This is a genomic window from Sphingopyxis sp. (assembly GCF_035944815.1).
In the GTDB taxonomy this organism is placed as follows: Bacteria; Pseudomonadota; Alphaproteobacteria; order Sphingomonadales; family Sphingomonadaceae; genus Sphingopyxis.
Genome location: NZ_DASZAU010000006.1, coordinates 146,716 through 171,177 on the forward strand (window position 1 = coordinate 146,716; position 24,462 = coordinate 171,177).

The 24,462-nt window shown below is 64.3% G+C and carries 24 protein-coding genes and 1 tRNA gene; 22 read left to right on the forward strand and 3 right to left on the reverse strand.

What is annotated here, in order from left to right; translation table 11 throughout:
- Nucleotides 1–26 precede the first annotated feature (26 nt).
- Complete coding sequence (gene infC, locus VGU00_RS09605; RefSeq protein WP_327467889.1) at nucleotides 27–563, forward strand: translation initiation factor IF-3; 537 nt, start codon at nucleotides 27–29, stop codon at nucleotides 561–563.
- Between the two features lie 10 nt (nucleotides 564–573).
- Here the strand turns inward: infC and VGU00_RS09610 are convergent, their stop codons facing one another.
- A complete protein-coding gene (locus VGU00_RS09610) occupies nucleotides 574–1,266 on the reverse strand; it encodes an NRDE family protein (protein WP_327467891.1) in 693 nt (230 codons plus the stop codon).
- A 97-nt stretch (nucleotides 1,267–1,363) separates the two neighbouring features.
- Between VGU00_RS09610 and VGU00_RS09615 the strand changes: the two genes are divergently transcribed.
- The 4 genes from VGU00_RS09615 to VGU00_RS09630 all read left to right on the forward strand — a co-directional run bounded on the left by VGU00_RS09615 (nucleotide 1,364) and on the right by VGU00_RS09630 (nucleotide 3,453).
- On the forward strand, nucleotides 1,364–1,918 hold the full coding sequence (locus VGU00_RS09615) for a DUF4287 domain-containing protein (protein WP_327467893.1): 555 nt from the start codon (nucleotides 1,364–1,366) through the stop codon (nucleotides 1,916–1,918).
- A 7-nt stretch (nucleotides 1,919–1,925) separates the two neighbouring features.
- A complete protein-coding gene (locus VGU00_RS09620; protein ID WP_327467895.1) occupies nucleotides 1,926–2,534 on the forward strand; it encodes a TetR/AcrR family transcriptional regulator in 609 nt (202 codons plus the stop codon).
- Nucleotides 2,535–2,557: 23 nt separating this feature from the next.
- Nucleotides 2,558–2,995 carry a hypothetical protein gene (locus tag VGU00_RS09625; RefSeq protein WP_327467897.1) on the forward strand — a complete coding sequence of 146 codons (438 nt, stop codon included), beginning with the start codon at nucleotides 2,558–2,560 and terminating at the stop codon, nucleotides 2,993–2,995.
- Between the two features lie 68 nt (nucleotides 2,996–3,063).
- Nucleotides 3,064–3,453, forward strand: coding sequence for a hypothetical protein (locus VGU00_RS09630; RefSeq protein WP_327467899.1), 390 nt, complete (start codon nucleotides 3,064–3,066; stop codon nucleotides 3,451–3,453).
- Between the two features lie 29 nt (nucleotides 3,454–3,482).
- Here VGU00_RS09630 and VGU00_RS09635 read toward each other — a convergent pair whose 3' ends face one another.
- Both VGU00_RS09635 and uvrB read right to left on the reverse strand, forming a co-directional pair.
- A complete protein-coding gene (locus VGU00_RS09635; RefSeq protein ID WP_327467901.1) occupies nucleotides 3,483–4,991 on the reverse strand; it encodes a S10 family peptidase in 1,509 nt (502 codons plus the stop codon).
- A 97-nt stretch (nucleotides 4,992–5,088) separates the two neighbouring features.
- On the reverse strand, nucleotides 5,089–7,275 hold the full coding sequence (gene uvrB / locus VGU00_RS09640; RefSeq protein WP_327467902.1) for an excinuclease ABC subunit UvrB: 2,187 nt from the start codon (nucleotides 7,273–7,275) through the stop codon (nucleotides 5,089–5,091).
- A 102-nt stretch (nucleotides 7,276–7,377) separates the two neighbouring features.
- Between uvrB and VGU00_RS09645 the strand changes: the two genes are divergently transcribed.
- The 17 genes from VGU00_RS09645 to VGU00_RS09725 all read left to right on the forward strand — a co-directional run bounded on the left by VGU00_RS09645 (nucleotide 7,378) and on the right by VGU00_RS09725 (nucleotide 24,352).
- Nucleotides 7,378–7,896, forward strand: coding sequence for a DUF3617 domain-containing protein (locus VGU00_RS09645; protein ID WP_327467904.1), 519 nt, complete (start codon nucleotides 7,378–7,380; stop codon nucleotides 7,894–7,896).
- A 163-nt stretch (nucleotides 7,897–8,059) separates the two neighbouring features.
- Nucleotides 8,060–8,668: a hypothetical protein gene (locus tag VGU00_RS09650; RefSeq protein WP_327467906.1), complete on the forward strand. Its 609-nt coding sequence runs from the start codon at nucleotides 8,060–8,062 to the stop codon at nucleotides 8,666–8,668.
- A gap of 403 nt (nucleotides 8,669–9,071) precedes the next feature.
- Nucleotides 9,072–10,829 (forward strand): tetratricopeptide repeat protein, encoded by a 1,758-nt coding sequence (locus VGU00_RS09655; RefSeq protein WP_327467908.1) that lies wholly within the window; start codon nucleotides 9,072–9,074, stop codon nucleotides 10,827–10,829.
- Between the two features lie 31 nt (nucleotides 10,830–10,860).
- Nucleotides 10,861–12,063, forward strand: coding sequence for a serine hydrolase domain-containing protein (locus VGU00_RS09660; RefSeq protein WP_327467910.1), 1,203 nt, complete (start codon nucleotides 10,861–10,863; stop codon nucleotides 12,061–12,063).
- A gap of 46 nt (nucleotides 12,064–12,109) precedes the next feature.
- On the forward strand, nucleotides 12,110–12,346 hold the full coding sequence (locus VGU00_RS09665; protein WP_003039428.1) for an acyl carrier protein: 237 nt from the start codon (nucleotides 12,110–12,112) through the stop codon (nucleotides 12,344–12,346).
- Nucleotides 12,347–12,530: 184 nt separating this feature from the next.
- The gene (gene fabF / locus VGU00_RS09670) at nucleotides 12,531–13,790 is read left to right on the forward strand and encodes a beta-ketoacyl-ACP synthase II (protein WP_327467912.1); all 1,260 of its coding nucleotides are present in this window, start codon (nucleotides 12,531–12,533) and stop codon (nucleotides 13,788–13,790) included.
- A 137-nt stretch (nucleotides 13,791–13,927) separates the two neighbouring features.
- Nucleotides 13,928–14,728 carry a hypothetical protein gene (locus VGU00_RS09675; RefSeq protein ID WP_327467914.1) on the forward strand — a complete coding sequence of 267 codons (801 nt, stop codon included), beginning with the start codon at nucleotides 13,928–13,930 and terminating at the stop codon, nucleotides 14,726–14,728.
- Nucleotides 14,729–14,931: 203 nt separating this feature from the next.
- A complete protein-coding gene (mltG, locus tag VGU00_RS09680; RefSeq protein WP_414713522.1) occupies nucleotides 14,932–15,876 on the forward strand; it encodes an endolytic transglycosylase MltG in 945 nt (314 codons plus the stop codon).
- Nucleotides 15,877–15,911: 35 nt separating this feature from the next.
- Nucleotides 15,912–17,048: a kelch repeat-containing protein gene (locus VGU00_RS09685; RefSeq protein ID WP_327467916.1), complete on the forward strand. Its 1,137-nt coding sequence runs from the start codon at nucleotides 15,912–15,914 to the stop codon at nucleotides 17,046–17,048.
- 4 nt (nucleotides 17,049–17,052) lie between these two features.
- Complete coding sequence (locus tag VGU00_RS09690) at nucleotides 17,053–17,805, forward strand: alpha/beta hydrolase (RefSeq protein WP_327467918.1); 753 nt, start codon at nucleotides 17,053–17,055, stop codon at nucleotides 17,803–17,805.
- Between the two features lie 228 nt (nucleotides 17,806–18,033).
- Nucleotides 18,034–18,519, forward strand: a complete 486-nt coding sequence (locus tag VGU00_RS09695; RefSeq protein ID WP_327467947.1) for a 2'-5' RNA ligase family protein — start codon at nucleotides 18,034–18,036, stop codon at nucleotides 18,517–18,519.
- Nucleotides 18,520–18,580: 61 nt separating this feature from the next.
- Nucleotides 18,581–18,657, forward strand: a tRNA-Met gene (locus VGU00_RS09700).
- A 188-nt stretch (nucleotides 18,658–18,845) separates the two neighbouring features.
- Nucleotides 18,846–20,192 carry a tyrosine-type recombinase/integrase gene (locus VGU00_RS09705; RefSeq protein WP_327467920.1) on the forward strand — a complete coding sequence of 449 codons (1,347 nt, stop codon included), beginning with the start codon at nucleotides 18,846–18,848 and terminating at the stop codon, nucleotides 20,190–20,192.
- A gap of 129 nt (nucleotides 20,193–20,321) precedes the next feature.
- Entirely contained in the window at nucleotides 20,322–21,365 is a 1,044-nt protein-coding gene (locus VGU00_RS09710) for an ArdC family protein (protein WP_327467922.1), read from the forward strand.
- Entirely contained in the window at nucleotides 21,353–21,529 is a 177-nt protein-coding gene (locus VGU00_RS09715) for a DUF2958 domain-containing protein (RefSeq protein WP_327467923.1), read from the forward strand. The genes VGU00_RS09710 and VGU00_RS09715 overlap by 13 nt, the downstream gene beginning before the upstream one ends.
- 637 nt (nucleotides 21,530–22,166) lie before the next feature.
- Complete coding sequence (locus VGU00_RS09720; RefSeq protein ID WP_327467925.1) at nucleotides 22,167–24,026, forward strand: reverse transcriptase domain-containing protein; 1,860 nt, start codon at nucleotides 22,167–22,169, stop codon at nucleotides 24,024–24,026.
- The gene (locus VGU00_RS09725) at nucleotides 24,023–24,352 is read left to right on the forward strand and encodes a DUF2958 domain-containing protein (RefSeq protein ID WP_327467927.1); all 330 of its coding nucleotides are present in this window, start codon (nucleotides 24,023–24,025) and stop codon (nucleotides 24,350–24,352) included. Before VGU00_RS09720 ends, VGU00_RS09725 begins: the two co-directional genes overlap by 4 nt.
- The last annotated feature ends 110 nt before the right edge of the window (nucleotides 24,353–24,462 follow it).

Sequence of the window (24,462 nt, forward strand, 5' to 3'; positions counted from 1 at the left end):
CAGGAGATACAGCTATACCACCGCCCATGACCCGTCGCTCAATGGCACCGCTGCCGCCCAAAAACGGCCCGCGTTACAATGAATTCATCGCCTCGCCCAAAGTCCGCGTGATCGACGAGGAAGGCGAGAATCTGGGCGTGATGCTGACAGCCGAAGCGATCGAGCAGGCGGCCGAGGTTGGCCTCGACCTGGTCGAAGTATCTCCGAACGCCGATCCGCCGGTGTGCAAGTTCCTCGACGTCGGCAAGTTCAAATATGAGGCGCAGAAAAAGGCGAACCTCGCGCGCAAGAGCCAGAAGACGCAGGAAATCAAAGAGATCAAGATGCGTCCGAACATCGACGATCATGATTTCGACGTGAAGATGAAGAAGGTCTTCGACTTCCTTGAGGAAGGCGACAAGGTCAAGATGACCATGCGTTTCCGCGGCCGCGAGATGAGCCACACCCAGCTCGGCCTCAACGTGCTCCAGCGCGTCGCCGAACTGACCGCCGAAATCGCGAAGGTCGAGGCGCATCCGCGCACCGAAGGCCGTCAGATGCTGATGGTGATCGCGCCGAAATAAGCGCGCCGGCTCAGCCGATACGAAAATCGAGGGCGGTCGTTCCAGCGGGGCGGCCGCCCTTTTCGTATCGGCGCTCGATCATTTTGACTTCGCGGTCGGGCGATACCGCGACGAACGTCGAGGCGCGGGTGCCATAGACGTCGCCGCGCAGGAACAGCGCGGGGTCGTCCTCCGCCATCAGCGTGTCGAGCAGGGCTTCGGGGGCGGCGCGCGTGTCGACCGCCAGCGCCGCGCGCAGCCGCTCGGCGCGCGGACAGGGGGCGTCGACCGGCTCGTTGGCGAGCGCATGGATGCCGGGTTCGAGCGGCATGACCAGCGGCACGGGACGATTGGTCAGCAGTCGGGCTTCGCCGTCGCCCACCGCGAAAAGGTTGAACGCGTTGAAGCGCGGCAGGTCGTCGGCGGTTGGGTCGGCGAAGCGGCCTTCGCCGCGCAGCAGGTCGGACACGAGCGCGCCGCGCGATTCCTTTGCGGGATCGGGCATCGCGCCGCGGACGTTGGTCACGACGACGGTGCGGCCGCTGGGCTTGTGTACGCCGAGCCAGGTCCCGCCTGCCTGAAGGTCGCGGCCGGCGATGATGCCGCTGCCGTCATCCCATCCGGCGAGCGGTGCGGCGGGGCGTGCGTGAAATTCATCGCGGTTGCCGATGAGGATGAGCGGCCAGTCGGCATGGACGCGATGAGCAAGGGCGACAACACACATGGCGCGCATATCGGGGTTCGGCCGCGCCTTGCCAAGCCTCTTGACAAAAAGCTTGGTTGAATGTTCAATCAACTCATCTTGACGAGGGAGGACGCCGATGGCCGACGAATTCGAGAAGATGGGCGAAACGCTGAAGGCAAGGACCGGCAAGGGGCTCGACGAATGGGTCGCTGCGGCGCGCGCGACCGGAATTACCGGCCATATGGCGCTGGTGAACCACCTGAAATCCGAACATGGCCTCGGGCACGGCTATGCCAATATGATCGTCCACGCCGCGAACGCGTCGTCATCGCTGTCGCAGGACGACGATGCGCTGGTCGACGCGGCGTTCGACGGCGCCAAGGCGCATTGGCGGCCGCTTTACGACCGGCTGATCGCGACGGTGCAGGGGTTCGGCGGCGACGTCGAACTCGCGCCTAAAAAGGGCTATGTCAGCCTCCGCCGCAAGAAACAGTTCGCGCTGCTCCAGCCGTCGACCAAGGACCGGTTCGATATCGGCCTCGCGCTGAAGGGCGAGGAGCCTGCGGGCAAGCTCGAACTGGCGGGAAGCTGGAACGCGATGGTCTCACACCGCCTCCGCATCGCCGCCGATGCGGAGGCGGGCGACGATGTGGCGGGCTGGCTCCGCGCCGCCTACGACCGCGCTGGATAGCAGAACCATGAACGCCGCCGACACCCGCCAGCGCATCCTGATGACCGCGATGGAGCTGTTCTGGGAGAAGGGTTATCTCTCGACCTCGGTCAGCGACATCCTCTCGCGCAGCCAGGTCCATTCGGGCAGCCTTTATCATTTCTTTCCGGGCAAGCAGGATGTGCTCGTCGGCGTGCTCGAACTCTATCGCGACGGGATCGACGAGATGCTGCTTGCGCCGAACTGGGAGGGTGTCGACGATCCGATCGAGCGGGTCTTCGCGTTGCTCGCCGGCTATCGCACCCACCTGATCGTCACCGACTGCACCTATGGTTGTCCGATCGGCAGCCTCGCGCTCGAGATCCACGAGCCCGATCCGGTGGTGCGCGATCTGATGGCGGCGAACTTCACCAACTGGTCGGCGGCGATTGCCGGTTGTTTCGAAGCCGCGGCCGGCCGGCTTCCGCCGGGCACCGACCGCAACGCGCTCGGCGAGTTCGTGCTGACGGTGATGGAAGGCGCGGTGATGCAGGCGCGCACCTATCGCGATATCGGCTATTTCGACCGCAACATAGCTGTATTGCGCGACTATATCACCATATTGCTGGCGACCGAGAAATCTGGTAATTTCGCCTGATCTTTCTGGAGGGGGAGGTGAATATGTCCGAAGCCGTTAAAACGCCCTGGCACATCTGGGTTGTCGGGGGATTGTCGCTGGTCTGGAACGCCTTTGGCGCGATGGACTATACGATGACCAAGATGGGCAACGCCGAATATCTGGCCGCCTTCACGCCCGAACAACAGGCATGGTTCGCCAGCTTCCCGATGTGGGCAAACATCGGCTGGGCGCTCGGCGTGTGGGGATCGCTGCTCGGTTCGCTGTTGCTTCTGGCGCGCAGCCGCCATGCGGCGACCGCCTTCCTGATCTCGATCGCCGGGCTCGCCATCAGCTGCATCTACCAGTTCGGCATGCATTATGCCGACCTGATGCGCATGTTCGGTACCTTCCCGATGATCTTCACCGCGGTGATCTGGGCGATCCTGATCGCGCTCTATCTTTACGCGCGGGCGCAGGCGGCAAAGGGCGTGCTGCGGTAAGCATGTCGGGTTAGGGGTGGGGAGCGGACGTTGACCTCGGGTAGCTGATCCCGCAAAATCATCTAACGATGAACCGCACCATGCTATCAACCGCGCTAATGTTGGCGGTCTGCAGTTGCTCTGAGTTCGAAGAGTCGCCTGCGCTGAATCCTGCGCCGATATATGGTTGCTATGTCGCTCCCGAAGCGCCTTCGATTACGATCACTTCTGTCGGGGTGACGATTGGCGGCATCAGCGAAACAGCGCCCTTCCACTACGAATTCAGTAAGGCGGGGGCGATATTACGAATGCCGTTTGCAGCGCGCGTCCGCGATGGACAATACAGTTTTGAACGATCGAGCGATCACCTTTTTCAAATCATTCATACCGCCACCGGCCCAACAATTCTGATCGCATTTGGGCCGGACGGTTGGATAAAGAAATACCGTCGAAGCTCCTCGAATGAGTGCGCTCCCTGACGTCCGCAACCGGTCGTTAGCCGACGTTCCTACCGCCCCCGAATGAACGCCCGCACGTCGGCCGACAATTTATGCCGGTCTTCGTCGCGGATATACATCATGTGGCCCGCGCCATAATAGGTGTACTGGATGCGGTCCTGCGGGATGCCGGTGCGCGACAGCGCATATTCGGCGGCGAAAAAGGGCGTCGCGAAGTCATAATAGCCCTGTGCGACAAGCACCTTCAGCCCCGAATTTTCGCGCAGAGCCTGCCCGATATAGGGTGCGACGTTCATATAGGCGTTGCTGTCGCGGCCGCCGATGCGCCAGTCCCACTGGCCGCCGATCCGGCCGATCGACTGATATTCGCGGTCGGTCTTGAACCCGAGGCCATCGCGGCTCCAGCTGTTGATCGCGGCGGTATAGCTTGCGTCGATGCCATAGAAGCTCGGATCATTGTCGGGCTCTTCGCCCGCGCTGTCATAATCCTTGCCGGTGTAGCGGCTGTCGAGGCGGCCGACGGTCAACCCGCGGTCGCGGAGCAACTCCTTGTAGAAACGGCTGGGCGTCACGCGCAGGTCGGCATTGTCGAGGAAGGTTTCGCTGAGGCCGGTGAAGCGCGATAATTCGCGGCGGATCGCGGCGCGCTCCTCGCCCTGCAGTTTCTGGCCCTTGAGCAACGCGGTGGCATAGGGGCCGATCGCCCATTGCCGCGCTTCTTCGGCAAAGGCTTCGGGCGACGCACCCGTCGCCTTGCCATGATAGAGCGCGGTGACGGCCATCGAGGGCAGGTTGGTGATCGGCGACAGCTCGTTGCCCGGCGTATCGGCGCCCGCGGCAAAATCGAGGACGGTCGAGATCAGGATGATGCCGTTCAGCGCGACGTCGTTATACGTCTCGTTCATCAGCTGGTTGGCGACCGCGGCCGAGCGCGTCGTGCCATAGCTTTCGCCGCCCAGATATTTGGGGCTGTTCCAGCGGCCATTGTCGTTCAGCCAGCGGCGGATCACCTCGGCGACCAGCTTCGCGTCCTGCGTCACTCCGTAATAATCCTCGGGCTTCGCCTTGCCGATCAGGTGCGAGAAACCGGTACCCGGCGGGTCGATGAACACGACGTCGGTGACGTCGAGCAGCGCATCGGGATTGTCGACGATCGGATAGGGCGGGGCGCCGTCGTCGACGCCGGTGCCGGGAATCGCGACGCGCTTCGGCCCGAACGCCCCCATCATCAACCAGACCGTGCCCGACCCCGGACCGCCGTTGAACAGGAAGGTGATCGGGCGATTGGGGTCGCGCGGTTCCTTGACATAGGAGGTGGTGACGACCGCCACTTCGGGCACGCCATCCTTGTTCTTGATGATCGTCTCGCCGATCGTCGCGGCATAGTTGATCCGCTGGCCGCCGAAGGTGCCCGACAGCTTGGTCGTGCGGACCTGCGGCTCATAGTCGGCGGTTTTTTCGGCCTTCGTCTTTTCGTCGGCAGGCTTGTCCTGCGCGTAAAGCGTGGCGGGCGCGGCGGCGGCAAGCGCCAGGGCGATAAGCGACAGACCTGTTTTCATTGATGGTTCTCCCCGTTGCGGGGCGGACCCTAGGCAGCCGAAACCGCAGGGGCAAGAGCGCTTGTCGGAAAACGTATACGTTTTGTCGAAGCGGAGGTCAGCGCCCCCACTTCGTCTTGCTCTGCTTCCCGAACCGCCCCTTGCGCGTGCCGGGCTTGCCTTCGTTGCTGCGTCCGACCCGCGGCGCCACCTGCTGGTCGGCGGGCAGGCCGAGTTCGTCGGCTTCGAGCTTGCGGATCTCGTCGCGCAGGCGGCCGGCTTCCTCGAATTCGAGGTCGGCGGCGGCGTCGCGCATCTTCTTTTCGAGCTCCTGGATATAAGCGCGGAGGTTGTGCCCGACCATGTGCGCCGGCTTGTCGTCGCCGATGTCGATCGTCACCTGATCCTTCGACGCGACATGCGCGATGATGTCGCCGATGTTGCGCTTGATCGTCTGCGGCGTGATGCCATGCTCGGCGTTATAGGCTTCCTGCTTTTCGCGGCGGCGGTCGGTTTCGCGCATCGCGCGTTCCATGCTGCCGGTGATGCGGTCGGCGTAGAGGATGACGCGGCCATCGACGTTGCGCGCAGCGCGGCCGATCGTCTGGACGAGCGATGTCTCGCTGCGCAGGAAGCCTTCCTTGTCGGCGTCGAGGATCGCGACGAGCCCGCATTCGGGAATATCGAGCCCCTCGCGCAGCAGGTTGATGCCCACGAGCACGTCGAACACCCCGAGCCTGAGGTCGCGGATGATTTCGATACGCTCCAACGTCTCGACGTCCGAGTGCATGTAGCGGACCTTTAACCCCGCTTCGTGGAGGAATTCGGTGAGGTCCTCGGCCATGCGCTTGGTGAGCGTGGTGACGAGCGTGCGATAGCCCGCCGCCGCGGTCGCCTTCGCCTCGGCGATGAGGTCGTCGACCTGTTCCTCGACCGGCTTGATGATCACCGGCGGATCGATGAGGCCGGTCGGGCGGATCACCTGTTCGGCAAAGACGCCCTGCGTGCGGTCCATCTCCCACGTCCCCGGCGTCGCCGACACGCTCACCGTCTGCGGGCGCATCAGATCCCATTCGGCAAAGCGCAGCGGGCGGTTGTCGATGCAGCTCGGCAGGCGGAAGCCATATTCGGCGAGGGTGATCTTGCGGCGATGATCGCCCTTCGACATCGCGCCGATCTGCGGGATCGTCTGGTGGCTCTCGTCGACGAAGAGCAAGGCATTGTCGGGCAGATATTCGAACAAGGTCGGCGGCGGCTCGCCGGGCAGGCGGCCGGTGAGGAAGCGGCTGTAATTCTCGATGCCCGCGCAGCTTCCGGTGGCAGCGATCATTTCGAGGTCGAAATTGGTGCGCTGTTCGAGCCGCTGCGCTTCGAGCAGCCGGCCCTCGGCTTCGAGCTCCTTCAGCCGCTCGGTCAGCTCGTGGCGGATCGCCTCGCTTGCCTGCTTCAGCGTCGGTCCCGGCGTGACATAGTGGCTGTTCGCATAGATGCGGACATGGTTGAGGTTCGCGATCTTCTTGCCCGTCAGCGGGTCGAACTCGGTGATCTCCTCGATCTCGTCGCCGAAGAAGCTGACGCGCCAGGCCATATCTTCATAGTGCGAGGGGAAGATTTCGAGACTGTCGCCGCGCACGCGGAAATTGCCGCGCGCGAACGCCTGATCGTTGCGCTTGTACTGGAGCGCGACGAGCTTGCGGATGATCTCGCGGCTGTCGGCGACCTGACCCTTCTTCAAATCGAAGATCATCGCCGAATAGGTTTCGACCGACCCGATGCCATAGAGGCATGATACCGACGCGACGATGATCACGTCGTCGCGTTCGAGCAGCGCGCGCGTTGCCGAGTGGCGCATGCGGTCGATCGCCTCGTTTACCGAGCTTTCCTTCTCGATATAGGTGTCCGACCGCGGCACATAGGCCTCGGGCTGGTAATAGTCGTAATAGCTGACGAAATATTCGACCGCATTGTTCGGGAAGAAGCTCTTGAACTCGCCATAGAGCTGCGCGGCGAGGATCTTGTTGGGTGCGAGGATCAGCGCCGGGCGCTGCAGCTCGTCGATGACCTTCGCCATGGTGAAGGTCTTGCCCGATCCGGTGACGCCGAGCAGCACCTGATCGCGCTCGCCGTCGAGCGCGGTCGAGACGAGCTCCCGGATCGCGGTCGGCTGATCGCCCGCGGGCTCATAATCGCTAACTAACTCGAATCGTTTGCCGCCTTCGACCTTGTCGGGGCGGGCGGGGCGATGGGGGACATAGCCCTCCGCCGTGTCGATTTCGTCGAGCGAGGTGCGAATCTGGATTGCCATCGCTGCCAATATGGTATCGATTGCGGCCAACGACAATAATGGTGGTTGCAACCAAATCGCAGCATCTGGGTTCACCCATTTGCTCAACAGGAGGATGAATTCATGAAGAAATTTGCGACGATTGCGGCCCTCGGGATTGCGCTGGCCGTTTCGGGCTGCGGCAAGAGCGAAAATAACGCCGGTGGCACGGTGAAGCGCGAAGCCGGCAACTGGAAGACCAGCGTCAAGCTGGTGAAGTTCGAAATGCCCGGCATGCCGCCCGAAGCGAAGGGCATGATGGAAAAGCAGTTCGAAAACGCCACCGGCATGGACCAGTGCTTCACGCAGGAACAGGTCGACAAGGAAGACATTGCTGCCGAACTCGCCAAGGGTCCGGGCAGCGGCGGCGAATGCACCTGGTCGAAGAAGGAAGTCGCTGGCGGCAAGATCGACGTCGCAGGCAAGTGCACCGTCAATGGCCAGCCGGTCGAAATGGCGATGGCGGGCACGATGGAAGCCAAGAAGACCGACGTGACGATCACCACCAAGGGCAAGGCGCCGACCGGTCAGGGCGATATGGAAATGGTCATGCAGATGACGAGCACCCACACCGGGCCCTGCACGGCTCCGGCCGCGACCTAAGTCGTCGCACTTCGGGTGAAAATTGGGGGGCGCCGGTGGAAACCGGCGCCCCTTTCATATAGGTTGCGCCGCGAAGGGGGATGGCGATGCCTGTCTATGTCACGACCGGAGCCGGAGATCGGGACGTCGAGTTCTGCGCGTTGCGCATCGGCGGCGCCTGAATTTGCCGACTTTGCTCGATCGTCGTTCGACACCACTGCTGCTGGGGCTCGCAACCGGCCTGCTCGCGGTTGCTGCAGGGCTCCTCGCCGGGGGCGATGCCGCCGAACGCGCGGGGCTGGCGGCGCGCTGGACGGCGCGTGCCGGGCTGCCGCTCTTCCTTGTCGCCTTTCTTGCATCGACGCTCGTGCGCCGCTGGCCGGGACCGGTCACGCGGGCGCTGCTTCGCCGGCGGCGTCAATGGGGGCTGGGGTTTGCGCTGGCGCACACGATCCACCTCGTCGCGCTCGGCATCAATGTGACCATCTATGCCCCGGGACGTACCTGGCAGTCGCTGATCGGTGGCGGGCTGGCCTACGCTTTGCTCTATCTGATGGCATTCACCTCGACCGACGGCTGGCAGCGTCGCCTCGGCAAATGGTGGGCGGGGCTCCACACGGTGGGGATCTATTATTTGTGGTTCATTTTTACCGCGAGCTACGCCGGACGCGCATTCGGCGACGATCCGGGTAAACGCGTCGTCGGAATATTGTTCGGAAGCATCATGATCGCCGCGCTGGCGCTGCGTCTGTGGTCGCGCCGCCGCCGGGCGGTTCCCGGAACGAGTGGATAAGGGAGAGGGTCGACTTGCCGGGCGGAAGGACAGGTGGGGCTGTCGGACCGCCCGGCGAAGTCTTGGAATGAAGCCGGAGGGGGGTTGAAAAGTGCCAGGGACCAGCTCGCACCTTTCGCCTGTCGGCTTCAACGCCGCGTCATCGTAGGAATGCCGCGACGCCCGAAAAGATGACACAATTTGGTACGCGCGGCAGTTACAAGGGGTCACATGCCGAAATGTTGCCGTTTGATAACCAATCCTTAACCCGATTTCGCGTTTTTCCGGGCGGATTGGCGAGCGAGTTTTCTTCTGATATGTCGTGCGACCCGTCTGTTACCGTTACGTGGAAGTAACAATGGCTGGTCGCGCTGGATGATTGGCGTATCTACCGCCCCGCCCGTCGGGGGCATTTGAGGGTAGCATGGACCACGCGAAAGCGAACGAGACACAAAATTCGGCCGAGACCGACCGGATTATCGCGGAGGAGCTCGAGCGCCTGCTCGATTCCCCGATGTTCGTTCGTTCGCCAGTCCTGTCGCGCCTGCTGCAATTCCTTGTCGAGCATCGCCTGCGCGGAGGACGCAGTTCGCCGAAAGCCTATGCGATCGCGACCGAGGCACTCGGCCGCAGCGAAGATTTCGATCCCGCGGTCGACAGCTACCCGCGCGTCATGGTCGGACGATTGCGCACGCTGCTCGACCGCTACTATGCCGACACGCCGTGGATCCACCGGCTGCGCGTGCCGCAAGGCAGTTACGAGGTCGTCGTGCAACATCGCTCGGCGCCGCCTTCGCGGTCGCTAGATGACGCGCCCGGCGACGATGACGTCAAGGCAGCAGCCACGACGAGCCCCGGGCGCCCGCCTATCCCCGGGGGCGTGGCGCGTCCGCCGGCAAGTGGCCCGGCCTATGGTCGCTGGCTGGTCGTGTTCGCGCTGCTCGTGATCGCCCTGTCGGCGCTCTGGACACTCCGCGGCGGACCGGGACGCCTGTTCGCCGGCGAACCGGTGCCGGTTCCGCTGATCGAAGTCAGCGCCCCGGCGGCGGGTAACTCGCCCGAATCGCGCGCGCTGGCGCGGGCGCTCGACGGGAAGCTGCGCGACGGCCTGCGTCGCTTCGACCTGATCGACCTGCTGAGTGCCAAGGCGCCTGGCAGCGCCGCGCCGCGGGCGGCCGACTATCGGCTCGACGCGTCGCTGGTGCGGACGACCGACGGGAGCGCCGACATCACGCTGGTGCTCAACCGCGTTGCGGACCAGCGCGCCATCTGGTCCCAGCAACTGCGCCTCGGTGACGAGGATACGCCCGAATTCGTCGGGCTAGAACCGGCGATCGCACAGATTGCGGGCGACTATGGCGTGATCGTGCGCGATCAGGTCCAGCGCCAGCCCGACAATTTTTCGGCGGGGTATCCTTGTTTCGCCCAGTTCAACCGGATGCGCCAGATGCGCAACATCGCGGCGGTCAAGCAGGTCGATTCCTGTCTGCGGGCGACCTTGCGCGGCAATCCGCGCGATTCCGTCGCGCTCACCGCGCTCTCGTTGCTGCGCTATGGCGATTGGCAGCCGCAGCGGATGACGGCGGCGGGCCGCGAGGCGCTGGTCGAGGCGCGGGCGCTTGCGCAGCGATCCTATGAAAACAGTCCCAATTCGTCGACGGGCCTGTTCGCCATGGCGCGCGCGCATTTTTACGCCGGCAATTGCGCCGGGGGGAATGCGATGGGGGACGCGGCGCTGGCGCTCAATCCCTACGATCCCGACATGTCGGGCTTTCTCGGCCTGTTCAAGGTGACCTGCGGGATGATGCCCGAGGGCGAAACGCTGCTGCGGCGGTCGCTTGCGCTCGACTCCTCCTATCCGGGGGTTCCGGCGGTGACGCTGGCATTCATCCTGTCGCAGCGCGACGAACAGGAAGAGGCGCAATCGATCCTCGACCATATGCCATCGCCGAGCAACATGGAGCCGCAATATATGATGGTGCGGTCGATCGTGCTGGCGCGGCGCGGTCAGGTGGCGGAGGCGCGGGCGCAATGGCAGCAATTGCTCGATTATACGCGCCAGCCCGCCAATGCCGCGCCCGAGGTCGTCGTCGGCCGGTTCATCATCACCCCGGTGGTGATCCAGCGCGCCGCCGCGGCGCTGCGCGAATCGGGGGTGGTTCCGGCGCGCGCCACGCCTTGACGCTCCGCCGGCCGCCGCGCAGGATGGCGCGATGTTGTCCGGCCTCGCCCTGTTGACACTTGCCGCGGCGACGCCGCCGCCCGCCGCCGTCGCGGTGCATTTCGACCGCGAAGGCCGAATCGAGACGCGCGTTGCCGACGGTCTTGCCGATCGGTCGGCAGGGCGGGCAATCACCCCCGACGACCCGGTTCGCATCGCCTCGATTTCGAAACTCGTCGTTGCGCTCGGCGTGTTGCGGCTCGTCGAGGCGGGGACGCTCGATCTCGACCGCGATGTGTCGGATTATCTCGGCTGGCGGCTGCGCCATCCGGGCTGGCCCAACCGGCCGATCACCCTGGCGCAGCTGCTCGGGCATCGTTCGGGGCTCAACGACGAGACAAATTATGCGCTGCCGCTGGACGCCGATCTCGAAACCGCGCTGCGCGCTCCCGCCGCATGGGACAGGGCGCGTCCGCCCGGCGGGGATTTTGCCTATGCCAATTTCAACTATCCGGTCGTCGCCGCTGTGATCGAAGCAGCGACGGGCGAGCGTTTCGACGCGGCGATGAGCCGGCTGGTCCTTCGCCCGCTCGCCATCGACGCCTGTTTCAACTGGCCGACGTGCAGCGATACGGCCGTCGCGCGCGCCGTCGTACTCTACGGCGCCGACGGCGGCGTAGTGCGCGACGACTTGAAAGGCGTACGTCCAGCCTGTCCTGTCGTCCCGGCGGCGGGCGGCAGCTGCGACCTTGCGACGTACCGGCTCGGCCGCCATGGCGCGGGGTTCAGCCCGCAGGGCGGCCTGCGTATCTCGGCCAACGGGCTCGCGCGGATCGGCGTGATGCTGCTGCGTCGCGGAGAAAATTTCCTGAAACCCGATAGCCTCGCCCGACTGGAGTCGATGGCTCCCGTCCGCCCGACGAGCGGCGAGGGCACCGGCGGCTTTTTCTGCGAATATGGCGCCGCGATGCACAGCACCGGCGGTCCGGCGCTGGTCGATCCGGCGTGCCGCGACGATCTGTTCGGCGACGGGCGCCTGCGCCTTGGCCACTCGGGCGACGCCTATGGATTGCGTTCCGGATTATGGTTCGACCTTGAAGGCGGTGAGGGCATTGCCTATTTCGTGACGCAGGTGCCGGAGGGGCAGAAAGGGACACGGTCGGCATATAGCGCTGCAGAGGAAGTTCTGGTCGATACGGCGCTTCGCCGCCCGGCCGGTGCCAGCCCTCTTGCCAGCCCCGCCCACGGGCACTAGGGCAATTTTCAACATTCACGACATAGTCAGAAAAAAGGAACTGTGCATGAGCGATTCGGCCGAAAAGGTTAAGAAGATCGTCGTCGAACATCTGGGCGTCGAAGCCGACAAGGTCACCGAAGAAGCGAGCTTCATCGACGATCTGGGCGCCGACAGCCTCGACATCGTCGAACTGGTGATGGCGTTCGAAGAAGAATTCGGCGTCGAAATCCCCGATGACGCGGCGGAAAAGATCGCCACCGTCAAGGACGCGATCGACTATATCGAAGCGAACAAGGGCTAACGTCCTGCGATCCGGCCTGGCCGGATGCGGCGGCGACGCCGTCCACGCATTTCCGGCTCCCCGGTCTCGAGCGCTTGCGCGCAGCGGCCGGGGAGCTTTTTTTATGCGCGCGGCTCCTCTAGAAGCGCGCCGAAGATAGCGATGCGGCACCCTGCGGGGGCAGGGGCCGATGAAAGGAATGATTATGCGCCGGGTTGTGGTGACGGGTTTGGGTTTGGTGACGCCGCTGGGCGCCGATGTGGAAACCACATGGGCCAATCTGATCGCGGGCAAGTCGGGCGCCGGCACGATCACCCATTTCGACGCGTCGGACCAGAAATGCACGATCGCGTGCGAGGTGAAGGGCCCCGACCATGAATATGGCTTCGACCCCGGCAAGCGCGTCGATCACAAGGTCCAGCGCCAGGTCGATCCTTTCATCATCTTCGGCATCGATGCCGCGGGGCAGGCGCTCGAAGACGCGGGCCTCACCGAACTCACCGAGGAACAGAAGGTGCGTGCCGGCTGCTCGATCGGTTCGGGCATCGGCGGCCTGCCGGGCATTGAGAGCGAAAGCCTGCTGCTCGCCGAAAAGGGCCCGGGCCGCGTTTCGCCGCACTTCGTCCACGGCCGCCTGATCAACCTGATCTCGGGGCAGGTCAGCATCAAATATGGCCTGAAGGGCCCGAACCACGCGGTCGTGACGGCCTGCTCGACCGGCGCGCATTCGATCGGCGATGCGGCGCGGATGATCCGTGACGACGACGCCGACATCATGCTCGCGGGCGGCGCCGAGGCGACGATCTGCCCGATCGGCATCGCCGGCTTCGCGCAGGCGCGGGCGCTCAACATGAGCTATAACGACCGCCCCGAACAGGCGAGCCGCCCCTACGACAAGGACCGCGACGGTTTCGTGATGGGCGAGGGCGCGGGCGTCGTCGTGCTCGAGGAATATGAACATGCCAAGGCGCGCGGCGCGAAAATCTATGCCGAAGTCGTCGGCTATGGCCTGTCGGGCGATGCCTACCACGTCACCGCGCCCGATCCCGAAATGGACGGCGCGTTCCGCTCGATGAGCGCCGCGCTGAAGAAGGCGGGCATGACCCCCGCCGACATCGACTATATCAACGCGCACGGCACCTCGACGATGGCCGACACAATCGAACTCGGCGCGGTGAAGCGCCTGTTCGGCGATGCGATGTCCAATGTCTCGATGAGCTCGACCAAGTCGGCGATCGGGCACCTGCTCGGCGGCGCCGGGGCGGTCGAGACGATTTTCTGCATCCTCGCGATCCGCGATCAGGTCGTGCCGCCGACGCTGAACCTCGACAATCCCGACGAGGGTACCGAAGGCGCCGACCTGGTCCCCAAGGTGGCGAAAAAGCGCAAGGTGCGCGCGGCGCTCAACAACAGCTTCGGTTTCGGCGGCACCAATGCCAGCCTGATCGTCAAGGCGGTCGACTGAGCTATCCGCATCGGTCGATGATGCGGGCCATGCGGCCCGCCCCGTGATCGCGCTCACATCGATTCCCGGTGGCGCGGGCTAGCCCGTGGCTTGCCCCGCCGGCGCTTGGGCTGGCGGGTGAAGCAGGAGAGTGGTCCGTGCCGCATTTGTCCCTTCGGTTCGCGTTGGTCGGTCTCGCGTTGTCCGCCTTCGCTGCGACCGCGCAGGCCGCCACCGCATCACCTGGCGATATCGGTCCATATTCGCCGGCTGCCACCTGCACCGAAGGCGTACCCGAACCGGCCACGCCGTTCATGACCGATCGGCCTCCCGTCCGGGTCGCACATTGCGCTTATGGGCGGGCCGAACTGATCGAGCGCTTTGCCCGGCTGCTGGAAAGCAAGGCACCGCGGCTCGAACTCGAAACGGTGGAGCGGATGTTCGGTCTGCCTCCGCTTGTGACGAGCTATCCTTCGCGGCTTTCGGCCTGGTACGATCTCAAGCTGCGCGGCGGTCAAGGCGCCGACGAATGGATCGCGTTCGTCAACTTTCGCGAGAATTATTATCCGCTCGACGATTCGCGTCCGCCCCGCCTGACCGAAGGCGAACGTCCGACGCGCATCGATCCGGACGACCATGGGTCCATTCTCTTCTCGCTTCGCTTGTATGAAGAGGCGCCCAAGCCCGGCTCGCCCAAGTGCGTTCCGGTCTCGCTACTCTATGACAGGGCGCTCGGCAGCGGATGGCATGACGATACGGAATCCTCCCTTCCTGCGTCGCATTCGACGTGGAAATCGGTCGCGTTGAGGCAGGGCGACAAGACCTATTTCCCCGACGTGAAGACCGAAAGATATGTCGCGGCGCGGACCGAGATCGAAGCGGTCTGTTTTAAAGAGGGGCGCATCGACCAGGAGCCGTCGAAACCGGAACCGCCTTCGGGGACGGGGGAAAGACCTTAAGCGGACGGCAGAACCTTGAAGTAGCGGGCCCGATCGCGCGCCTGTCCGGAGGTACACCGGGCAGGCTGTAAAACCCTCTTTCCTACATTCCCGGGCCATGCTCTATCACCTTGTCGCCGTGCTTCGGCTTAAGGCGACAAAGGAGACAGTCGGGGCCTGTGCGTCCGTATCCTTTGTCTCCTTTGGCGCCGAATAAGGAGAAAATGGTGCATCCGTTCCGCTGGCTGACGATCGCCGTCTTTGCGTTGCTGCTCGCCGCCTGTTCGCCCGGCGCGCCGAAGGATGCCGAGGTCGTGATCCCGCAGGGTGCGAGCATCGCGAAGGCGGGGCAGATTCTCGAAGATGCCGGGCTCGTTTCGGCATCGAGCTTTCGCAACGAAGCGCGCTTCTTCGGCTCGGACGACCCGATCAAGCCCGGCGAGTATAAAATCGAAAAGGGGATGGATGCGGGCGACATCCTCGAACTGTTCCAGTCGGGCAAGACGATCCAGCGGATGGTCATGATCCCCGAAGGCATGCCCTCGATCATGGTGTGGGAACGGCTGATGGCCGAAAAAAGGTTGAAGGGGGAAATCCCGGTGCCCGCCGAAGGCAGTATCCTGCCCGACAGCTATGCCTTCACCACCGGCGAAAGCCGCGCTGCCGTCGTCAAGCGGATGCAGGCGGCGATGGACAAGGCGTTCGACGAACTCTGGGCGAAACGCACCCCGCGCACCGCTGTCAAGGATCGCAACCAGGCGATGACGCTCGCCTCGATCGTCGAGAAGGAAACCGGCGTGCCCGCCGAACGCCGCACCGTCGCGGGCGTCTATACCAACCGGCTCGCCGTCGGCATGCGGCTGCAGGCCGATCCGACGATCATCTATCCGATCACCAAGGGCAAACCGCTGGGGCGGCGCATCCTGCGCTCCGAAATCCAGGCGGTGAACGGTTATAACACCTACAGCATGGTCGGGCTGCCCACGGGACCGATCGCCAATCCGGGCAAGGCATCGATCGCCGCCGTGCTCGATCCGGAGGCGAACGACTATCTCTTCTTCGTCGCGAAGGGCGACGGCGGGCATATTTTCGCGCGCACGCTCGCCGAACATAATGCCAATGTGCAGAAATGGTATGCGCTCCGCCGCGAGCGGGGGGAAATGGAGTAGCCGGCCCAACCGTCGAACCAAAAGGGAGAAGGGCGATGCGCAATCTTCCGGCCAGCCTGTTCCTGCTGCTGGCGATGACCGCCTGCATGGCGGGCGGCGGCAGCGCCGCCGAAGAAACGAACGGCGTCCGCATCGAAAATGGCCCGCTCCTCGGCGCGCCGCGCGCGACGCACCAGCTGGTCGCCACTGGCGCGGGGCAATTGCTCGCGATCGGCGGTTGCGTGCGCGCGGGCTGCGAGGCGGGGCCTGCGAGCGCCACGGTCGATATCATCGACGCCACGACGATGGAGCTTAGCGGCACCGGTCACCTGCTCGCCGGACGCATCCAGCCGTTGGCGGCAGCGCTGCCCGACGGGCGCGTGCTGGTCCTCGGGGGATGGGTCGGGGGCCGCGTTTCGGCGTCGACCGAAATCTTCGACCCGGCGACGGGCCGATCGATCGCCGGACCCGCGATGGCGGCGCCGCGCAACGCGCCCGCGATCGCCCGGCTCGCCGACGGCCGTATCCTGATCGCAGGCGGCTACGACGGCGCCGACGTGCGCGCCGATGCCGAAATCTTCGATCCTGCATCGAGACGCCTGACGCCCGCGGGCTCGCTCGCAGCGGCGCGAAGCGGGGCGACCGCGACGCTGCTGGCCGACGGCCGGGTGCTGGTCGCCGGCGGCGGCCGCCCCGATCGCGAACCGCGCCGCGCGCTCGCCAGCGCCGAGATATTCGATCCCGCCACCGGGCGGTTCGGCGCTGCCGGAACGATGGCGCAGGGGCGCTACAAGCATGGCGCGGTGCGCCTGGCGAACGGCGACGTGCTGATCGTCGGCGGATCGGATGCCCGCGATTATGGAGGCAAGCTACGCTCGGTCGAGCGCTTTGACGTCGCGGCCGGCCGCTTCGTTCCGGCCGGAAACCTTGCCGACCCGCGGTTCAAGATTGCCGACGGCCTGCTGCTGCTCCCCGGAAACCGCGTGCTCGTCGCGGCAGGCGATACCGCCCCCGAAATCTTCGATGTCGCCCGCGGCACCGGCACGCGCCTCGATCATGATCTCGGCGGCCAATGGAATTATATGACGCTCGTTCGCGCCGATGCGCGGACGGCCCTGCTCGCGGGCGGCTATCGCGAGGGGCGGATCGAGCCGACCGACCGCAGCTGGATCATCTATTTGCCGAAGGGGTGACATCATGACGACCGCCAAGCTTTTCCTTCACGGCGTTCCCGACAGCCCGGCGATCTGGCGGCCGCTGCTCGCCCAACTCGACCTTGGCGATACGCCCGTCGCGGTCCCGGCGCTCCCCGGCTTCACCGCGCCGCTTCCCGCCGGTTTCGCCGCGACCAAGGAAGCCTATGCCGACTGGGCGGTGGGGCAGGCGGAGGCGCTGTACGCCGCGCACGGCCCGATCGACATCGTCGGCCACGACTGGGGCGCGCTGATCGCGCAGCGCGTCGCGATGCTGCGCCCCGGCCTCATCCGCAGCTGGGCGATCTCGAACGCGGTGATCGAACCCGAATATCGCGGCCACCGCATCGCGCGCATCTGGAACACGCCGATCCTCGGCGAAATCTTCATGGCGCTGAGCAAGGCCGACAAGCTCGCCGACGGGCTCGCGGCGCAGGGCATGCCCGCCGACATCGCGCGCGAAGAGGCGGAGCAGTGGAGAAACAAGGACAAGCGCCGCGCGATCCTCAAACTTTATCGCTCGGCGAAGGGGCTCAGCTTCGAGCATGACTGGGCGCGCGACATCCCGAAATTGCCGGCGAACGGCGCGCTCATCTGGGGCGCGGGCGATCCCTATGTCGAACTGTCGGTCGCGCAGCGTTACGCTGCGAATACGGGCACGCCGCTGACGGTGATCGAGGGGGCAGGGCATTGGGCGATCGCCGAGCGGCCGATCGAGGTCGCCGCGGCGCTCAAGGCCTTCTGGAGCGGGCTTTGAGTCCTGTCCTGATGGATGATCGCTCTGTCCGATCATTCTAAGCCGATTAATCGATTGGATCGCCGGACCATCTTCCGGCAATGACTGTGCATCGAGAAAGGGCGTCCTGTGGACGATGGCAAACCTCCCCCGAAACTGCCTCGTCCATCCCTTCTCGGATCAGCCGGCCCGGGCTTCCCCCCTCCCTACCGGACCGCTGGCGCCGTGCCCATCATCGTAACCGCGACGATGGGTGCGGCGGACCAGCGATATTTCGACAATCTGCGCGCCGCGCATTTCCCGCCCGAACGCAACCATCTGGCTGCGCACATCACGCTCTTCCACCAGCTGCCGCCTTCGTCGCTCGACGAGCTCGACCGGCTGGTGCGCGTCATTGCGGCCGACACGCCGCCGCCTGCCGCGCATCTGCGCGAGGTCTATTCGCTGGGGCAGGGCGTGGCATTCCGGATCGACAGTTCCGCGCTGATCGCGATCCGCGACCGCATCGCCGATCGTTTCGCCGGCATGTTGACGGCGCAGGATCGGGGGACGCCGCGCCTGCACATCACCGTCCAGAACAAGGTCGCGCCGGCGGCGGCGCGCGAATTGCTGGCAAGGCTAGCCGCCGATTTTCGTGCGCGCCCGCTGGAAATAGCCGGACTGGCGGCGCATCATTATCTCGGCGGGCCCTGGCAACCGGTATTTGCGCGCAATTTTCGCGGCGCACGCACATGATATTGACCCGGGCGCGCACCCTGCCTATAGGCGCGGCTCGCCCGGCGTGGCGGCCTTTCGGGGCGGAGTAGCTCAGCAGGTTAGAGCAGCGGAATCATAATCCGCGTGTCGGGGGTTCGAGTCCCTCCTCCGCTACCAAAGCCATTTTTCCGTCAAAGTCCGTCTCTGTCCGTCTGCGGATTATTTTGCAATAAAATCAGCTGTTTCCGGCGTCCATCCGGGGCCGTTTTTGTCCGTCCCTGTCCGTCTGAATCCGTCTGCAGCGATTTGAATCCGGGGCCGGATTGGGGCATTTTTTGCCTGCACCCCAGACAGGCGATACCCCAGTGGCTCTCAAAGACCTCGAAATCAAATATGCGGCGCGGCGCGCCCGGGACTATAAACTCTTCGACGGGGAGGGGCTTTATGTACTCGTACGGCCCGGCGGATCGAAGCTCTGGCGCTTTAAATATGCCTTCGGCGGCAAAGAAAAAACGCTGAGCTTCGGCAAATATCCAGCCATATCCGCAGCGGCCGCGCGTCAGATGCGTAGCGATGCCAAGGCATTGCTGGCGAGGGGCGTCGATCCCGGCGCGGAGAAGAAAGCGAAGAAGTCTATCGCCGAGCCGCTCACGCTCTTCGAGCCGATTGCGCGGGCCTGGCATGCGAATCGTGCCGAAGAACTCGGCGATGCCCACGCCGTGCGCGTACTGAACCGCATGCAGCGCGATGTCTTTCCCACACTCGGCAAGCGCGACATCAGGGTGATCACGGCTCCTGAGGTGCTGGAAGTGGTGCGGGCAGTGGAGGCGCGCGGCGCACTCGATATTAGCCGCCGGATCAAGCAGGGGATCGGGCAGGTGTTTCGCTTCGCGATCGCGAGCGGCTGGGCAACGAACGACCCGACGCTCAGCCTCAACGATGCACTCAAGCCGAAGCCGAAGGTGAAGCATATGGCGCGGGTTCCGTTGGCCGACCTTCCCGAACTTGTCTCTGCCATCCGAAACTATGACGGCGAAGATGATAGTCGGCGCCGGGAGACGACGCGCGATGCCATGCTGTTCACCTTGCTAACCTGGGCGCGGACGAGCGAAACGCGCTTCGCTGTCTGGGACGAATTTGAGGATTTGGACGGCGAGAAGCCGCTCTGGCGCCTGTCCGCAGACCGTATGAAGATGGATCGCGAGCACCTGGTGCCGCTTTCCTCGCAGGTCGCGGAACTCTTGCTGCGCCGTCGGCGGGCATCGGACCACGCTTTCGTCTTTCCCGGCGAGAAGTCGGGACAGCCGATCTCGGAAAACACGATGATCTTTGCCTGCTACCGCATGGGCTATCGTCGCAGGCAGACCGTGCATGGATTTCGGGGGCTTGGCTCGACATGGGCCAATGAAGCCGAATGCTATCGGCCGGACTGGATTGAAATGGCGCTAGCGCATGCCGACGAGGATGAAGTTCGCGGGGCCTATAACAGCGCGCTTTATCTGACGCCTCGCCGCCGCATGCTGCAGGATTGGGGCGACGAAATCCTCGCTTCCGATCGGATCGAAAAAGTGCCGGTGACGAGGATGTCGGCGCCGGGCCCCGGGCCGGCCCCGGCCGCCGCCTCGCCGCGTGACCTTCCCCCGGCCCCGGAGCGCCTTCCTTACTGGCGAAAATCCGGCTCGCTCCGGATCCCCCCCAGATCGCGCCTCTAGCCACGACGCCGCTTCGAAGTCGGTCGGCGCCTCCGGCGCCCGCCCTGACGGAGGAAGAGGAGGGCCGGGCGGGCCGGCGGATCGGGTACAGCGAGAGAGGCTCGCTGCGGGTCTGTCTGGAGACGCGATATGGGCAAGACAAAAACTCCCCGCGAGCGCTGCGGCACGCGGGCGCCGCTGTTTGAAGAAATCACCGGGCGCATCATCGCCGAATTAGAGGCGGGGCGGCTGCCCTGGGTCCAGCCTTGGAGCAGCGCAAAGGCAGCCATCGGCATGCCGTTCAATGCCGCGAGCGAGCGCCGCTATAGCGGCGTCAACATTCTCACCCTCTGGCATGCCGTCATTACCCGCGGCTTCACCGGGCATGGCTTTCTGACCTTCCGGCAGGCCGCGGCCTTGGGCGGTTCGGTGCGGCGCGGCGAGCGGGGAATCGCGGTTGTCTACAGCCACAGGGTCGGCAAAGGCGAACAGGGTGGAGGCGACGCAGGCGGCGGCAACGGCGGAGACGGCGGCGAAAGGAAAGGAGGCTTCTCATTCCTCAAGCAATTCACCGTCTTCTCGGTCGACCAGTGCGAAGGGCTGCCGGACCGTCTGCATATTCCGGCGGAGCCGATCCCGGAGGGATTGATCCTGCCCGAGGCGGAGGCCTTGATCGAGGCCACGCGTGCCGATGTCCGCATCGGCGGCGTGTCCGCCTATTACAGCCCGAGCCATGATTTCGTCGCCGTGCCGCGACCCGACGATTTCTTCGACCCGATCAACTGGCACCGGACGGCATTTCACGAGCTGGGTCACTGGACGGGCGCCAAGACGCGGCTCGACCGCGACCAGACGGGCAGCTTCGGATCGAAGCCCTATGGGCAGGAAGAGCTCGTCGCTGAAATGACCGGGGCCTTTGTCTGCGCTGCGCTCGGCATCGAGCCGACCGTGCGGCACGCGGATTACATCGGTTCCTGGCTCGCAATCATTCGCGAAGATCAGCGCGCGGTTCTGCGCGCCGCCAGCGCTGCATCGAAGGCGGCCGATTATCTACTCGCGTTCCGGGAGGCGGCGGGGGCGGACGAACATCCCGGTGAAGAGAGGGACGCTCTCGCGTGCGGCGAAGGCATTTTTGTCAGTCATGTCCATCGCGACAACCGCTTGGCGGGGAGGGCGGTGTCATGCAGCTCCTGACCCCTGAACTTGAAGCACAGCTCCGCGCCAATCTTGCCGCGAAGCTCGATGCGCTGGAGCGCGGCGAGCGCGAGCCCGATCCGATGCCTGTCCTTAGGCTGTTCAATCCGGTCGGTGCCGCGACATGGCTCGCGACCGTGCGCCGTATCGGCGTCAGTTCCTAGTGCAGGCTCAGCCTGTTCGAATAACCGGAGTATAATCGATGCCCGCTCGACTTACCTTGGCCAGTAATGGCTGCAACCGGGAAACCGGCAGGGGACAACAGCATGTCGAGAGCAAGGCCCTCAGGGACCGAAACCGTTGTAGGTCGTCCAAGGGTCAGGGCAAGACGTGTATGGCGAATGCTAGACTGCGTGAACCCCAGACCTGGGATTTGAGCCAGATCGAGGCGCATCAACGGTTGAAGCGCCTCAGCCGTGTGGAGTGTGATCATCAGTTGCGGTCACATCTTAGAAGAGTCGTCCCATCTTCGTTGGGGCCTCTCGATCCGGACACACGGACCACCCCGCATCGCGGGGCCAAAGGTCGAACGGGGCGCCTAACCACGTCGCATCTGGGAAATGATGTAAATACGGGATCGCCTAAACGGGCTGGCTTCACCAGACCCGCATGGCGACGGAGTCACCATATTAGCCAAATGCTCGGGGTAATGCCCGAGACAGCCGCCCTAGGGCGGACGGCCACGCGTGAAACCGCTCTGGCAACAGAGCAGGGGATCGCCTCTCGCCGGGTAAAGGGTGACGTACCTGCCGAGGTAGGCATCTTCATGACGATGCGGGGCGATGCCCCACGGAGGCGCTGATGCGCTCCGATATCGTGGAGAAGCGGCTTGCTTCAATCCTTGCTCTGTCGAAGCAGGGTAAGCGGATCAATGGACTGTTCCGGCTCCTCGCCTGCACCCGAATCTGGGAGCAGGCCTATGAGGACATCGCGTCCAATCAGGGCGCGCTGACCCCCGGCGTCGATCCTAACAACACTCTGAGCGGCTTCTCGCTGCAACGGGTGGAGCGGATCATCGCCGGGATAATGGACGGCTCCTACCGCTTCGCTCCTGTTCGCAGGCTATATATACCGAAACCCGATGGCCGTCAGCGGCCACTGGGTATCCCTACTGCCGACGATAAGCTCGTGCAGGCGGCGGTAAAGATCATCCTCGAACATGTGTACGAGCCGATCTTCTCCGACCGTTCGCACGGGTTCCGCAAGGGGCGATCCTGCCATTCCGCACTTGAGCAGATCAGGTATGGATGGAGCGGGGTCAAATGGCTAGTCGAGGTCGATGTGTCGGGGTTCTTCGACAATGTCGATCACGACATCCTCCTCAATCTCCTGCGCAAGCGGATCGACGACGAGAGGCTGATCGGCCTCATCGGTCGGATGCTGAAAGCGGGGTATATGGAAGACTGGAGGTTCCACCGAACCTTCAGCGGCACGCCTCAAGGCGGAGTGATATCGCCAATCCTAGCCAACATATATCTTCATGCGCTCGACGAGCACATGGAAGCGATGAAGGCGGGGTTCGATAAGGGCAAGAGACGCCGGAGCAATCCGGAGTGGGAAGTTCTTAAAAGGCGGATCGAACATTGTGGCAGGAAGATCGAACGCCGGAGGCGAAGGGGTGACGAAACCGACATCCCTGCGCTGATGGCTGAGATCGGGGAGTTGAAGCAGAAGCGCAGGGACGTACCGTTCTCTGACTGGTTCGACCCGGACTTCCGCCGTCTGACATACTGCCGTTATGCCGATGACTTCCTCATCGGGGTGATCGGCAGCAAGGCCGACGCGCGGGCCGTTATGGAGGCTGTTCAGACCTATCTGAACACCGCCCTGCGGCTCGACACGTCACCGCAGAAGACGGGAATCCGCAAGGCCAGCAAGGGTGCAGCGTTCCTTGGTTACAACGTGCGGACGCACACGCATCACCGGCATCACCATTACCGGCAAGAGGGGAAACGAACCACTCTTGCCAAGGTGGCCAGTGACCGGGTGCAACTGCACGCTCCCATCGGGAGGCTCGTCGCCTTCGCCGAGCGCAATCGGCTTGGGTCCTATTATATGAACAAGGGCTCGATGAGACCGGAGATGTGCAACCACTCCGACCTTGAGATCATCATAAGGTATAACGCCATGATGCGCGGCTTGGCCGAGTATTATAAGCTCGGCACGAGCTGGCGACGGGAAATCAGTCGCCTCTACCATGTGTGGTGGCGCAGTCTGATCAATACCTTAGCACGGAAGCACAAGTGCTCCGCTGCAGTGATCTGCCAGAAGCTTCACCATCGGGATAATTATGGTCTGTGGTACGAGGGCCGTACCGGACGGCGCTTTATGCGTGTGTTCGCCTTGAAGCACATCGTCACGGGGAGCGCTAATCGCGCCGACCTCGACCGCTTGCCCTCGCTGGCTGGCAACATGCGGACGGATATTATCGACCGCCTGAAAGCCAAAGTCTGCGAAGCCTGCGGTGCCGATGACGTGTCTGTTGAGGTGCATCATGCGCGGCGCCTGAATGACGTGAAGCACCGTAGCTTGCAGGTCCGCGTTCGCGCGGCCCGCAAGCGGAAAAGGGTCGTCCTGTGCGTCCCGTGTCATCACGCACATCACGCCGGTCGGCTTATCGCTCGCCTGAATACCTTGGATGCAGGTGCAGGAGCCGGATGATGGGAAACTATCAAGTCCGGTTCCGTGGGAGGGGTAGAGGGCAATCCCACTGGGAACCCTCGCCCCTACCCGACGAGATCGACGAGGACGGCGTCTTCTTCGGTCTTGCCGACCTGGGTTTTGGCTGCCCCGAGCTAGGACGCTTCGCGCTCGCCGATCTCGAGGGCGTCAGGCTGCCCTTCGGGCTTGCGATCGAGCGCGATCTCCATTTCACCGCGAGCCATCCGCTCTCGACCTATGCCGAGGCGGCGCGCTCGACCGGGTCGATCGTGCTCGGCGAACAGCGGCTCCGCCGCGCCGCGCAGCGGCTCTCGGGCCGCGATTGAAGCTTGCCGTTCGACTGGGGCCGCCGGCGGCGGCCCCGGGAGGAAGAGGGGGGGCGGGGGCCTTCGTGACGGGTTTGAAAGCCGGGGGAGTGTCTCGCGGCGGCCCGTCA